This is a genomic window from Streptomyces sp. NPDC001744 (genome assembly GCF_042892575.1).
In the GTDB taxonomy this organism is placed as follows: Bacteria; Actinomycetota; Actinomycetes; order Streptomycetales; family Streptomycetaceae; genus Streptomyces.
In genome coordinates, this window is record NZ_JBIAUG010000011.1 from 21509 (window position 1) to 34768 (window position 13260).

The window sequence follows — 13260 nt, forward strand, 5'->3', positions numbered from 1 at the left end:
AAGGAGGAGTTCGCTGATGCGGGAGGGCGTGGGGCGGTGCTCGCTGGTCATCCCCGTCTCCCGCTCGTGTCGACAATGCCCGTCACTCTACGGGCTGTTCCCCACCGCACGGGAACTCAGGGGCTACCCACCCGTAAACCCGTCTGGCAAGCTCGGGCCATGACTCCCCGTGCCACCGATCGGGCCCGCTACGACCGGGCCACCGCTCACCTCGACGCGCCCGTGGCGATCGTCGACCTGGAGGCCTTCGACGCCAACGCGGCGGACCTCGTGCGCCGGGCCGGAGGGAAGCCCGTCCGCGTGGCGAGCAAGTCCGTGCGGTGCCGGGCGCTCCTGGAGCGGGTCCTCGCGCGGGAGGGCTTCGCCGGGATCATGTCGTTCACGCTCGACGAGTCGCTGTGGCTGGCGCGCGCCGGCTTCGAGGACGTCCTGCTCGCGTACCCCTCGGCGGACCGCGCCGGGTTCGGGGAGCTGGCGCGGGACCCGAAACTCGCCGCGGCCGTGACCGTGATGGTGGACGACGTGGCGCAGCTGGACCTGATCGACGCCTCCCGCGCGGGCGGGACGGAGGAGGTCCGGGTCTGCCTGGAGATGGACACGGCGCTGAGCCTCCTCGGCGGCCGGATACGGGTCGGCGCCCGCCGCTCCCCGCTGCGGGAGCCCGGGGAGCTGGCGGAGCTGGCCCGCTCGGTGGTGCGGCGCCCGGGGTTCCGGCTGGTCGGGATCATGGCGTACGAGGGGCACGTGGCGGGGGTCGGGGACGCGGTGACGGGCCGGCCGCTGCGGTCGCGGGCGGTCCGGCTGATGCAGTCCGCCGCCCGCAGGGAGCTGGCGGAGCGCAGGGCGGCCGTGGTGCGGGCCGTGCGGGCGGTGGCGCCGGACCTGGAGTTCGTGAACGGCGGCGGCACCGGAAGCGTGCAGCACACCGCCGCCGAGGACGCGGTGACGGAGATCGCCGCCGGTTCGGGGCTCTTCGTGCCGCGCCTCTTCGACAACTACACGTCCTTCAGCGGCCGGCCCGCCGCGCTCTTCGCACAGCCCGTGGTGCGCCGTCCGGGCGTGGGCGTGGTGACGGTGCTCGGGGGCGGGTACCCGGCCTCCGGGGTGGCGGGCCCCGACCGGCTGCCCGTGCCGTACCTGCCGGAGGGGCTGCGGTACGACCCGAGGGAGGGACCCGGCGAGGTGCAGACCCCGCTGCTCGGCCCGCCGGCCGACGATCTGCGGATCGGCGACAAGGTGTGGTTCCGGCACGCGAAGGCCGGCGAGCTGTGCGAGCGCTTCGAGAGCCTGCGCCTGGTCGAGGGCGACCGGGTCACCTCGACCGTGCCGACGTACCGGGGCGAGGGCCGCACCTTCCTCTAGGCAGGGCGTGTGCCGAAACCAGGCAGGGCGTGTGCCGAGAGGGGCGCCGGCGGGCCGGGCGCCCCGCGACGCCCGGCCCGCCGGGGAGGGGCGGGGCTCAGAGGGGGGTGACGTACGCGCCGGAGATGCCGCCGTCCACGAGGAAGTCGCTGGCGTTGACGAAGGAGGAGTCGTCGCTCGCGAGGAAGGCGACGGCGGCGGCGATCTCCTCGGCCTCGGCGAAGCGGCCGAGGGGGATGTGGACGAGGCGGCGGGCGGCCCGTTCGGGGTCCTTGGCGAACAGCTCCCGGAGGAGCGGCGTGTTGACGGGTCCCGGGCACAGGGCGTTGACGCGGATGCCCTCGCGGGCGAACTGGACGCCCAGTTCGCGGGACATGGCGAGCACGCCGCCCTTGGAGGCGGTGTAGGAGATCTGGCTGGTGGCGGCGCCCATGACGGCGACGAAGGAGGCGGTGTTGATGATGGAGCCCCTCCCCTGGCGGCGCATGTAGGGCAGGGCGGCCTTGCAGCAGAGGTAGACGGAGGTGAGGTTGACGTCCTGGACGCGCTTCCACGCCTCCAGGCCGGTCTCCAGGATGGAGTCGTCGTCGGGGGGCGAGATGCCGGCGTTGTTGAAGGCGACGTCGACGGAGCCGTAGGTGTCGAAGGCGGCCCGGAACAGCGCCTCGACCTGCTCGGGGTCGGTGACGTCGACCCGTACGAAGGTGCCGCCGACCTCCTCCGCGGCGGCCTTGCCGGCGGTCTCGTCGATGTCGCCGCAGACGACGTGCGCGCCCTCGGAGGCGAGGCGGCGGGCGGTGGCGAGGCCGATGCCGCTGCCGGCGCCGGTGATGACGGCGGTGCGGCCGACCAGACGGCGGCAGACGATCTCTTCGGTTCCCTCGGTGGTCATGCGGTTCGGTCCTCCGTGCTGATGAAGACGTTCTTGGTCTCGGTGAAGGCGGTCAGGGCGTCGGGGCCGAGTTCGCGGCCGAGGCCGGACTGCCGGTAGCCCCCGAACGGGGTCCAGTAGCGGACGCTGGAGTGGGAGTTGACGGAGAGGTTCCCGGCGCGGACGGCACGGGAGACGCGCAGGGCGCGTCCGACGTCCCGGGTCCAGATCGAGCCGGACAGGCCGTACTCGGTGGCGTTGGCGAGGCGGACCGCGTCGGCCTCGTCCTCGAAGGGGAGGACGACGGCGACGGGCCCGAAGACCTCCTCGACGGCGCAGGGGGCGTCCTCGGGCAGGCCGGTGAGGACGGTCGGCGGGAACCAGAAACCGGGGCCCCCGGGGGCCTTGCCCCGGATGCCGGGGAGGTCGTCGGGGACGTAGGAGCGGACGCGGTCGAGCTGGGCCCGGGAGATGAGCGGCCCCATCTGCGTGCGCTCGTCGGAGGGGTCCCCGACGACGACCTCCTCGATCGCGGGGGCGAGCAGTTCCAGGAAGCGGTCGTACGCGCTCCGCTGGACGAGGATGCGGGTGCGGGCGCAGCAGTCCTGGCCGCTGTTGTCGAGGAAGGACATCGGGGCGGCGGCGGCCGCCGCTTCGACGTCGGCGTCCGCGAAGACGATGTTGGGGCTCTTGCCGCCGAGTTCGAGGGTGATCCGCTTCACCTGGCCGGCGCACTTCGCCATGATCGACTTTCCGACCCGGGTGGAGCCGGTGAAGACGATCTTGGCGATGCCGGAGTGCTCGACGAGCGCGTTCCCGGCGACCGGGCCGGTTCCCGGGAGGACCTGGAGGAGCCCTTCGGGCAGGCCCGCTTCGAGGGCGAGTTCGGCGAGGCGGAGCGCGGTGAGCGGGGTGGCCTCGGCCGGCTTGAGGACCACGGCGTTGCCCGCGGCGAGGGCGGGGGCGGTGGCCCAGGCGGCGATCGGCAGGGGGAAGTTCCAGGGCGCGATGACGCCGACGACCCCGAGCGGTTCGAGGATCGTGACGTCGAGGCCGCCGGCCACCGGGATCTGGCGTCCGTTCAGCCGCTCCACTCCCCCGGCGGCGAAGTCGAGCAGGTCGCGGACGTTGCCGGCCTCCCAGCGGGCGTTGCCGATGGTGTGGCCCGCCTCGGTGACCTCCAGGCGGGCCAGTTCCTCGACGTGTCCGTCCACGACGGAGGCGAAGCGGCGGAGCAGCCGGGCGCGGTCGGCGGGCGCGGCGGCGGCCCAGTCGCGCTGGGCGGCGGTGGCGCGGACCACGGCGGCGTCGACGTCGGCGGGGGTGGCCGCGGGGACGTCGGCGACCGGCTCCCCGGTCGCCGGGTTCAGTACCTGGAGCAACTCGTTCCTTTCGGTGACGTCCGGAGCGGGGGGTTCGGCTCGGCGGCGTCCGGTCAGTGGCGTTCGAAGGAGCGGCGCAGCTCCCAGTCGGTCACCGCGGCGTCGAAGGCGTCGAGTTCGACGCGGGCCATGGTGCGGTAGTGGGCGACGACCTCGGGGCCGAAGGCGGCCTCGGCGATCGGGCTCGTCTCCCAGAGCCCGGCGGCCTCGCGCAGGGTGGTGGGGACGCGCGCGTACCCGGCGGTGTAGGCGTTCCCGGTGCAGGGCGGGGGGAGTTCGAGGCGCTGTTCGATGCCGTGGAGGCCGGCGGCGACCAGGCCGGCGACGGCGAGGTAGGGGTTGACGTCGCCGCCGGGGAGGCGGTTCTCGAAGCGGGTGGAGCGTCCGTGGCCGACGACCCGGAGGGCGCAGGTGCGGTTGTCCCGGCCCCAGGCGACGGAGGTGGGCGCGAAGGAGCCGGACTGGAAGCGTTTGTAGGAGTTGATGTTGGGCGCGTAGAGGAGGGAGAACTCGCGGAGGGCGGCGAGCTGTCCGGCGAGGAAGTGGCGCATCGTCTCCGACATGCCGTGCTCGTCGTCCCCGGCCATCACGTTCTCCCCGTCCTCGTTCTGGAGGGAGAGGTGGATGTGGCAGGAGTTGCCCTCGCGCTCGTTGTACTTCGCCATGAAGGTGAGCGAGCGGCCCTCCTGGGCCGCGATCTCCTTGGCGCCCGTCTTGTAGACCGCGTGCTGGTCGCAGGTGACCAGGGCTTCGTCGTACTTGAAGACGATCTCGTGCTGGCCGGGATTGCACTCGCCCTTGGCGGACTCGACGGTGAGTCCGGCGGCGGTCATCTCGTTGCGGATGCGGCGCAGGAGCGGTTCGACACGGCCGGTGCCGAGGACGGAGTAGTCGATGTTGTACTGGTTGGCGGGGGTGAGGCCGCGGTAGCCGGCGTTCCACGCCTGCTCGTAGCCGTCCTGGAAGAGGATGAACTCCAGCTCGGTGCCCACGTGGGCGGTGAGGCCGTGTTCCGCCAGGCGTTCGAGCTGGCGGCGGAGGATCTGGCGGGGTGCCGCGGCGACGGGGGTGCCGTCGCCCCAGGCGAGGTCGGCGGTCACCAGGGCGGTGGCCTCGTTCCAGGGGACGCGGCGGAGGGTGGCGAGGTCGGGGTGCATCGCGAAGTCGCCGTAGCCGCGGTCCCAGGAGGACATCGCGTAGCCGTCGACGGTGTTCATCTCGGTGTCGACGGCCAGGAGGTAGTCGCAGGCCTCACTGCCGTGGCCGAGGACGTCGTCCAGGAAGAACCGCGCGGCGAACCGCTTGCCCTGGAGCCGCCCCTGCATGTCGGGGAAGGCCAGGACGACGGTGTCGATCTCGCCGTTCGCGACGAGGGCGCGCAGCTCCTCGATGCCGAGCGGGGGTGTGCGGTCTGCCACGGGACTGATCCTCCTTCGGCCTGCCGGAAGTCATAAGGTATTGCGGAAGACCTTTGCTTGGGAAGCGTCGGGGTGTTCGGGAAGTGTCGGAGAAGGGGAACGGGGACGTGGCCGGTACGAGTGGATCGGCGGACCGGCTGACGCCCGTGCTGCGGCCGGTGCGGGCGGGCAACGGGTTCGAGGAGGCCCTGGAGCAGATCCTCCAGGTGATACGGCTCGGCCTGGTGCCGGACGGGGAGCGGTTGCCCGCCGAACGGGAGCTGGCCGACCGGATGGGGATCAGCCGGGTGACCCTGCGCGAGGTCCTCAAGGTGCTCCAGGAGCAGGGGCTCGTGGAGAGCAGGCGCGGCCGCTACGGCGGGACGTTCGTCCTGCCCCGGCCCCGGCGGGCCGGCGAGGACGAGCTGCGCCGCCGGATCGCCTCGGTCGACGTGGAGGACACCCTGCGCTTCCGCGAGGTGCTCGAGGTGGGGGCCGCCGGACTGTGCGCGGCCCACGGCCTGGACGCGGCGGGCGCCGGGCGGCTGCGCTCCGCCCTCGCGGCAACCCACGACGCCCCGCTCGACGACTACCGGCGCCGGGACAGCCTGCTCCACCTCACGCTCGCCGAGCTCTCCGGTTCGCCGACGCTGACGGCCCAGTACGCGGGCGTCCGGGCGACGGTGAACGACCTGCTGGACTGCATCCCGCTGCTCGTACGGAACCTGGAGCACTCCCAGCACCAGCACACCGCGCTCGTGGAGGCGGTCCTGGACGGGGACGCGGACGCGGCGCGCGAAGTGATGCGGGAGCACTGCGGGGGGACGGCGGCGCTGCTGCGGGGCTTCCTGACGTGAGGCGGACGCCCGCGCCGTTCCGACGGCCGGAGCGCCCGCGCCGCTCCGGCGGGGCCGGCACCCGTACCGGCCCGCCCCGCCCCGGCCGGGAAGTACGCCCGCACGGATCGCGGCCCGCGCCCCGCGAGCCCGTGACCCACGAGGCCGCGACCGCCGGCCCGAAAGTGGCGCACGGGGGTTGCGCTCCCCCGGCGGCCGGCGCAAAGGTATGGCCTCGTTCCATTGGGCCCGTTGCGGGGAGCTGACGCTGCCATGACGCTCGAAGACACGTCCGGAGACACGTCGGGAAGCACGCCCGGGGGCGCCTCCGGAGGCGGCGTCCCGCCGGAGGACGACTACCTGCGGCGCCGCGCGCTGCGCCGCGGCAGCGCCGGCTGGCTGCTGCTCACCGGGCTCGGCGTGGCCTACGTGGTCTCCGGCGACTACTCCGGCTGGAACATCGGCCTGTCGAAGGGCGGCTTCGGCGGTCTCGCCGTCGCCACCGTCCTGATGGGCACGATGTACGCCTGTCTGGTCTTCGCGCTCGCCGAACTCTCCGCCATCCTCCCCACGGCGGGCGGCGGTTACGGTTTCGCCCGCCGCGCGCTCGGCACCTGGGGCGGCTTCCTCACCGGCACCGCGATCCTCATCGAGTACGTCCTCGCCCCCGCCGCGATCTCCCTCTTCATCGGCGACTACGTGGAGTCCCTGGGGCTCTTCGGCCTGGAGTCCGGCTGGCCGGTCCAGCTGGTCTGCTTCGCCCTCTTCATCGGCATCCACCTGTGGGGCGTGGGCGAGGCGCTGCGCTTCAGCCTGGTCGTGACGGCGGTCGCGGTCGCCGCCCTGATCGTCTTCGCGGTCGGCGCGTTCACCGAGTTCCGGGTGGACGGCCTGAACGACATCCCGGTGGACGGCGACGCCTTCGGGTCCAGCTCCTGGCTGCCGTTCGGCCTGCTCGGGATCTGGGCGGCGTTCCCCTTCGGCATGTGGTTCTTCCTGGGGGTCGAGGGGGTGCCGCTGGCCGCCGAGGAGGCGAAGGACCCGGTCAGGTCGATGCCGAGGGCGCTGGCGGTCTCCCTGGGCGTCCTGGTGCTGCTCGCCGTCATGACCTTCCTGGCCGCCACCGGCGCGCGCGGCGCGGCGGCCGTCCAGGAGGCCGGGAACCCGCTGGTCGTGGCGCTCCAGGGCGACGGGGGACCGACGGCGCTCAGCCGGTTCGTGAACTACGCGGGCCTCGCCGGTCTGGTCGCCTCCTTCTTCTCCCTCATCTACGCCGGTTCGCGCCAGCTCTTCGCCCTCTCGCGGGCGGGTTACCTGCCCCGCTTCCTCTCCCTGACCAGCCGTCGCAAGGCGCCCTACCTGGGCCTGCTCGTCCCGGGCGCGATCGGCTTCGCCCTCGCCGTCGGGACGGGCGACGGAGCCCGGATGCTGAACGTCGCGGTCTTCGGCGCCACCATCTCGTACGCCCTGATGGCCCTCTCCCACCTCGTGCTGCGCCGCCGCGAGCCGGAGCTGCACCGCCCGTACCGCACGCCCGGCGGGACCGTGACCTCGTCGGTGGCCTTCGTCCTGGCCCTCTCGGCCCTGGTCGCGACCTTCCTGGTGGACCGGGTGGCGGCGTTCACGGCGCTCGGGGTGTACGCGGTCGCCCTCGCCCACTTCGCGTTCTACAGTCGGCACCGCCTGGTGGCCAGGGCGCCGGAGGAGGAGTTCGCGGCGCTCGCCGAGGCCGAGGCCGAGCTCGAACGCGACTGACGTCCCGACCTTCCCGGAGGAGTTCCCGTGTCCGCACCGCTCATCGGCGTGACCACCTATCTGGACCGGGCCCGCTGGGGGGTGTGGGACATGGAGGCCGCCCTGCTCCCCGCCCCGTACCCCCGGCTGGTCCGGGAGAGCGGGGGGCTGGCGGTGATGCTGCCGCCGGACGGGCCGGCCGCCGCCGCGGCGGTCGTGGCCCGGATCGACGGCCTGGTCGTCGCGGGCGGCGCGGACGTCGATCCCGCGCGGTACGGGGCCGGGCGCGACCCCCGTACCGGACCGCCGGCCGGGGAGCGGGACTCCTGGGAGCTGGCCCTGATCGACGCCGCCCTCGCCTCCGGCACCCCGCTCCTCGGCATCTGCCGGGGGATGCAGCTCCTGAACGTGGCGCTCGGCGGGACGCTGGTCCAGCACCTGGACGGTCACGTGGAGGCGGTCGGGGTGGTCGGCCGGCACGCGGTCACACCGGTGCCGGGTTCGCTCTGCGCCTCCCTGGTGCCCGGACCGGCCGAGGTGCCGACCTACCACCACCAGGCCGTGGACCGGCTGGGCGCGGGGCTCGCGGCCTCGGCCCACGCGGAGGACGGCACGGTGGAGGCGGTGGAGCTGGCCGCCCCGGCCTGGGCCCTCGGCGTGCAGTGGCACCCGGAGATGGGCGAGGACCCGCGGGTGATGCGGGGGCTCGTCGAGGCGGCGGCGGAACGCGCCCGAGGGGGCCGGGCGGCCGCGCGGGCGGTGCGGGTCCCGGGGTGGAGGGAGACGGGGAGGCCCCTGCGGGTCGGGGGAAGGGGCGGGTCCGCCGAGAGCCCGTCGCCCTCCCCTGTTGCTTATTGGTCGAGCACTCAATAACATCCCGGTCATGTCGTCGAACGTCCAGCGCAAGCGCGTCCGGAAAACTCCGGAGGCCCGGAGGGCGGAGATCGTGGGGACCGCGGCCCGGGTCGCCCTGACCGAGGGGCTCGAGTGCGTCACCCTGCGGCGGATCGCCGACGAGCTGGCCGTGCGACCGGGCCTGATCAGCCACTACTTCCCCTCCGCGGAGGAGCTGGTGGCCGAGGCGTTCGGCGTGGCCTCCGCCGGTGAGCTGGACGCGCTGCTGCCCGCCGAGCGGCCGCACGGGACCCCCACGCAGTACCTCGCGCGCTACTTCGCCCTCTCCGCCGGAGAGGCGTACGACGACATCAGCCGCCTGTGGATCAACGCCCGGCACCTCAGCCGCTACCGGCCCCTCCTGCGCGACCGGGTCGCCGAGCAGGAACTCGCCTCCGACGACCGCCTCGAAGGACTCGTCCGCGAGGGCGTCGAGCGGGGCGAGTTCCGGACGGACGACCCGCGCGCGACGGCCATCCAGATCCTGGTGGTCCTCGACGGCCTCGGCGCCCACGCCAACACCGACCGCGGCAACCGCCCGGACGTCGTGTCCCGCATGGCCGTCACCACGGCGGAACGCGAACTCGGCCTGCCCCACGGCGCGCTGACCGACGCCCCGCCGCTCACCGAACCCTCCTGACCCGCGCCGCCGCCCTCCGGGGCCGGCCCGCGCCGTCCCACCCGCCGGGCCCCCGGCCGGTACCTTCCACCCTCCCGTCCGCCCCCTCCCGCACCCCTTTCCTGGAGTCACCCGTGCGCACCCGTCTCGTCCTGCTCTCCGCCCGTCTCCTCGACCCCGGCACGGGGACGTTCCTGCCGGAGACCGCGCTCGCCGTCTCCGACGAGGGCCGGATCGCGGCCCTGGGCGACGACCGCGAGATCCGCGCCCTCGCCGGGCCGGCCACCACCGTCGTGGACCTCGGGGGGGCCGTCGTCACCCCCGGCCTCGTCGACGGCCACGTGCACCCGGTCACCGGCGCCGAACTGACCCACGGCCTCGACCTGTCGTACTGCTCCGACCTCGACGACGTGCGCGAGGCCCTCGCCCGCGAGGTGCGGACCCTGGAGCGCGGGGCGTGGCTGTTCGGCTGGGGCCTCGACCCGAACGTCTTCGGTGGCCACCCCGTGGGCACCGCGCCCTTCGACTCCGTCCTCGACGGGGTGCCCGCCTTCCTGCTGCTCTTCGACGCCCACTCGGCCCTGGCCAGCCGCCGGGCCCTCGAACTCGCCGGGGTCGACGGCCCGCGCACCTTCGACCAGGCGTCCGCCGAGGTCGTCTGCGACGCCGACGGACGCCCGACCGGCCTCCTCCAGGAGGACGCCGCCTGCGAGCTGGTCGAGCGGGTCGCCCCCCGGCCGACGCGCGAGGAGAGCCGGCGGCGCCTCGCGGACGCGCTGCGCGCCATGGCCGCCACGGGTCTGACCGGCGGCCACGCCATGGACGCCAACGGCGACAGCCTCGCCCTGTACGAGGAGCTGGACGCGGCCGGCGAACTGCCGCTGCGCCTCCGGGTGGCGCCCTGGTGCCAGCCCGGCACGGACGCCGACGGCGTACGCGAGCTGATCGAGCGGCAGGGCACCGGCGGGGCGCTGTGGCGGGTGGCCGGCGTGAAGCTCTTCATGGACGGGACCATCGACAACGGCACCGCCTGGCTGGAGCGTCCCGACTGCCACGGCGAGTCCACGCACGCCTTCTGGCCGGACCCCGAGGCGTACACCCGGATCGTCGGGGATCTGCACCGGGCGGGCGTGGCCACCGCGACCCACGCCATCGGCGACGCGGCCGTCCGGCACGTCCTGGACGCCGTCGAGAAGGCGCGCGCCACGGGCGGCGCCGGGGTACGGCACCGGGTCGAGCACATCGAGACCGTCCCGGACGACACGCTGGGCCGCTTCGCGGAGCTGGGCGTCGTCGCCTCCATGCAGCCCACCCACTGTTGCGACTTCACCCGCGCCGACCACACCGACAACTGGTCCCGCCGCCTCGGCGAGGAGCGCGCCTCCCGCGCCTGGCGCTGCCGGGACCTGGTGGACTCCGGGGCGACCGTGGTCCTCGGTTCGGACTGGCCGATCGCGCCGTTCCCGCCGCTCGGCGTGATGGCGGGGGCCCGGCACCGGCGCCCGAGCCGCGACCTCACCCAGGCCCCGCACGGCCCGGAGCAGGCGCTGACGCCGCTGGAGGCGCTGCGGGGCCTGACGACGGCCCCGGCGTACGCGGCGGGCGAGGAGCGCGGGGCGGGCCGGATCGCCCTCGGCCACCGTGCCGACCTCGCCGTCTTCGCGGAGGACCCGCTCACCACGTCCGCGACCGACCTGCCGGACCTGCCGGTCCTGCTGACGGTCCTGGACGGCCGGATCACCCACCGCGCGGCCCACGTCTGAGCCGTAGGCCGCCGGACTCCGCCCGTGTCGGCCCGCGTCAGCCCGCGGGGCGGGCGCGGGTCAGGGAGAGCAGGTCGCGGGCCGGGCCCGCGGGACGGTGGCCCGCGGGCCAGACCGCGCGGAGGTCCCGGCGCAGCAGCACCCCCTCGACGGGGACGGCGACCAGACGGCGGGAGGCCAGCTCCTCGGTGATCGCGAGTTCGCTGAGGACGGCCGGTCCGGCGCCGCTGACGACGGCGGCCTTCACGGCGGTCGTCGAGGCGAGTTCGAGGAGGGGCCGCGCGAGGCCGCCGTGGGCGGAGAGCGCCGCGTCCAGGACCTGGCGGGTGCCGGAGCCCCGCTCCCGCAGGATCAGCGGGGTCGCGGCCAGCTCCGCCGGGTCCAGCGGGGCGCGTCGGCGGGTCCACGGGTGCGAGGGGGCGACGACGACCGCCAGCCGGTCGTGCGCGACGACCACCCCGTCCAGGCCGTCCGGCACGGCCAGGCCCTCCACGAAGCCCACGTCCGCCTCGCCCGTGGAGAGGCGTTCCGCGACGGCCGCCGAGTTGCCCGCCTGGAGCGACACGGCGGTGTCCGGGCGTGCGGCGCGCAGGGCGATCAGCCAGCCCGGCAGCAGGTACTCGGCGATCGTCATGGACGCGGCCACCCGCAGCCGCGAGTCGCGCCGCCCGCGCAGGGCCTGCGCCCCCGCGTCGAACGCCTCCGCCGCCTCGACGATCCGCCGCGCCCAGTCCGTGACGAGCGCGCCCGCGTCGGTGAGCCGGGAGCCGCGCGGGGAGCGGTCGACCAGCGCCACCCCGAGCTGCCGTTCCATGGAGCGGACGCGGCTGCTCGCGGCGGGCTGGGTGATCCCGACCTCCCGGGCGGCGGCGCCGAGGCTTCCGTGCCGGGCCACGGCGAGCAGCAGTTCGAGCGCGCCCAGGTCGGGGACGCGGTGGGAGAGGGCGGGCCGGACCCCGTCGCCACGGCCGGCACCGCCGGTCACGACATCACCGGCCGCGGCACCGCCGGTCACGGGACCACCGGCCGCGGCACCGCCGTCCCACGCCGCCCCGACGGCGGCACCGGCCCCGGAGACTCCGCCTTCCCGCGTCCCGCCGTCACGGTTCCCACCACCCTGCGTCTCCCTGCTCATCAACCCAGCTTATGACGTCATAGCCGCATGATCCCTGGTCAGGACGGAGGAAGGGGACGACGGTGGAGCCATGGCAAGCGTCGCACCACCCCTCCCGGGCCCCGGCCCGCTCCCCCGCGCCACCACCCCCGGCGCGCGGCCGTCCCCCCGGACCCGTTCCGTCCGCCACCTCGGGCCGAACTGGTACGCCTCCGTGATGGGCACGGCGATCGTCGCCACGGCGGGCGCCGCCCTGCCGGTCGGCGTCCCCGGGCTCCGTACCGTCTGCGCGGCCGTCTGGGCCCTGTCGCTCGCGATGCTGCTCGTCCTGCTCCCGGCCCGCGCGCTGCACTGGCTCCGCCACCGCGACCGGGCCCGCGCCCACCTCCTGGACCCGGCGGTGGCGCCGTTCCACGGCTGCCTCCCGATGGCGCTGCTCGCGGTCGGCGGCGGGGCGATGGTGGTGGGCCGGGACTGGACGGGGCTCCCGGCCGCCGTCGCGCTCGACGCCGTGCTGTTCACCGCCGGCACGGCGGCCGGCCTGGTGGTGGCCGTGGCCGTCCCGTACCTCATGGTGGTGCACCACCGGATCGAGGGCGCGTCCCCGGTGTGGCTGCTGCCGCTCGTCGCCCCCATGGTGTCCGCCGCGCTCGGCCCGCTGCTCGTACCCCACCTGCCCGCCGGCCAGCCGCGGCAGACGCTCCTGCTCGCCTGCCACGCGCTGTTCGGCGTCAGCCTGCTCGCCACCCTGGTCGTCCTGCCCCTGGTCTTCGGGCGGCTCGTCACCGGCGGTCCCCCGCCCCTGGCGCTCACGCCCACGCTCTTCCTGGTCCTGGGCCCGCTCGGCCAGTCCACGACCGCCGCGGCCAAGTTCGCCGACGCGGCCCCGGGCGTGCTGCCCGGTCCGTACGCGCGCGGCTTCGCCGCCTTCGCCGTGCTCTACGGGGTGCCCGTCATGGGCTTCGCCCTGCTGTGGCTGGCGCTCGCCGGGGCGATGGTGCTGCGGGCGCGGCGCCGGGGCATGGGCTTCACGATGGCGTTCTGGGCGTTCACCTTCCCGGTCGGGACCTGTGTGACCGGTGCCGAGGGGCTGGCCGCCCACACCGGCCTCTCCGTCTTCCGGTGGCTCGCGGTCGGCCTGTACGCGCTCCTCGTGGCGGCCTGGCTGGGCGCGGGGTGGCACACCCTGCGCGGGCTCGTCGGCGGAACGCTGCTGGTGGAACCGGGGGCGACGCCTTCCGGGGCCAGGCCGGCGGCGGTCCGTACCGGGTGACCGGGCGGCCCTCCA

11 protein-coding genes are annotated in these 13260 nt (G+C 75.0%); 7 read left to right on the forward strand and 4 right to left on the reverse strand.

The window, feature by feature from the left end:
* The first annotated feature begins 159 nt into the window (after positions 1-159).
* Positions 160-1362 carry an amino acid deaminase/aldolase gene (locus ACFYZY_RS15245; protein ID WP_388693653.1) on the forward strand — a complete coding sequence of 401 codons (1203 nt, stop codon included), beginning with the start codon at positions 160-162 and terminating at the stop codon, positions 1360-1362.
* 97 nt (positions 1363-1459) lie between these two features.
* Here ACFYZY_RS15245 and ACFYZY_RS15250 read toward each other — a convergent pair whose 3' ends face one another.
* The 3 genes from ACFYZY_RS15250 to ACFYZY_RS15260 are packed head-to-tail and all read right to left on the reverse strand — an operon-like array spanning position 1460 to position 5033.
* Positions 1460-2254, reverse strand: a complete 795-nt coding sequence (locus tag ACFYZY_RS15250; protein WP_388693655.1) for a 3-oxoacyl-ACP reductase — start codon at positions 2252-2254, stop codon at positions 1460-1462.
* On the reverse strand, positions 2251-3615 hold the full coding sequence (locus tag ACFYZY_RS15255; RefSeq protein ID WP_388693657.1) for an aldehyde dehydrogenase family protein: 1365 nt from the start codon (positions 3613-3615) through the stop codon (positions 2251-2253). The genes ACFYZY_RS15250 and ACFYZY_RS15255 overlap by 4 nt, the downstream gene beginning before the upstream one ends.
* Before the next feature lie 53 nt (positions 3616-3668).
* Positions 3669-5033, reverse strand: a complete 1365-nt coding sequence (locus ACFYZY_RS15260) for a glutamine synthetase family protein (RefSeq protein WP_388693659.1) — start codon at positions 5031-5033, stop codon at positions 3669-3671.
* A gap of 107 nt (positions 5034-5140) precedes the next feature.
* Here ACFYZY_RS15260 and ACFYZY_RS15265 point away from each other — a divergent pair, with 107 nt between their 5' ends.
* The 5 genes from ACFYZY_RS15265 (at position 5141) to ACFYZY_RS15285 (ending at position 10858) form a co-directional block, all read left to right on the forward strand.
* A complete protein-coding gene (locus ACFYZY_RS15265) occupies positions 5141-5869 on the forward strand; it encodes a FadR/GntR family transcriptional regulator (RefSeq protein WP_388693661.1) in 729 nt (242 codons plus the stop codon).
* 252 nt (positions 5870-6121) lie between these two features.
* A complete protein-coding gene (gene eat, locus ACFYZY_RS15270; RefSeq protein ID WP_388693663.1) occupies positions 6122-7603 on the forward strand; it encodes an ethanolamine permease in 1482 nt (493 codons plus the stop codon).
* Positions 7604-7630: 27 nt separating this feature from the next.
* The gene (locus tag ACFYZY_RS15275; protein ID WP_388693665.1) at positions 7631-8455 is read left to right on the forward strand and encodes a gamma-glutamyl-gamma-aminobutyrate hydrolase family protein; all 825 of its coding nucleotides are present in this window, start codon (positions 7631-7633) and stop codon (positions 8453-8455) included.
* Positions 8456-8465: 10 nt separating this feature from the next.
* Complete coding sequence (locus ACFYZY_RS15280) at positions 8466-9116, forward strand: TetR/AcrR family transcriptional regulator (RefSeq protein WP_388693667.1); 651 nt, start codon at positions 8466-8468, stop codon at positions 9114-9116.
* A gap of 113 nt (positions 9117-9229) precedes the next feature.
* Positions 9230-10858, forward strand: a complete 1629-nt coding sequence (locus tag ACFYZY_RS15285) for an amidohydrolase (protein WP_388693669.1) — start codon at positions 9230-9232, stop codon at positions 10856-10858.
* 37 nt (positions 10859-10895) lie between these two features.
* Here the strand turns inward: ACFYZY_RS15285 and ACFYZY_RS15290 are convergent, their stop codons facing one another.
* Entirely contained in the window at positions 10896-11993 is a 1098-nt protein-coding gene (locus ACFYZY_RS15290; protein WP_388693670.1) for a LysR family transcriptional regulator, read from the reverse strand.
* Positions 11994-12063: 70 nt separating this feature from the next.
* Between ACFYZY_RS15290 and ACFYZY_RS15295 the strand changes: the two genes are divergently transcribed.
* Entirely contained in the window at positions 12064-13245 is a 1182-nt protein-coding gene (locus ACFYZY_RS15295; protein ID WP_388693672.1) for a TDT family transporter, read from the forward strand.
* The last annotated feature ends 15 nt before the right edge of the window (positions 13246-13260 follow it).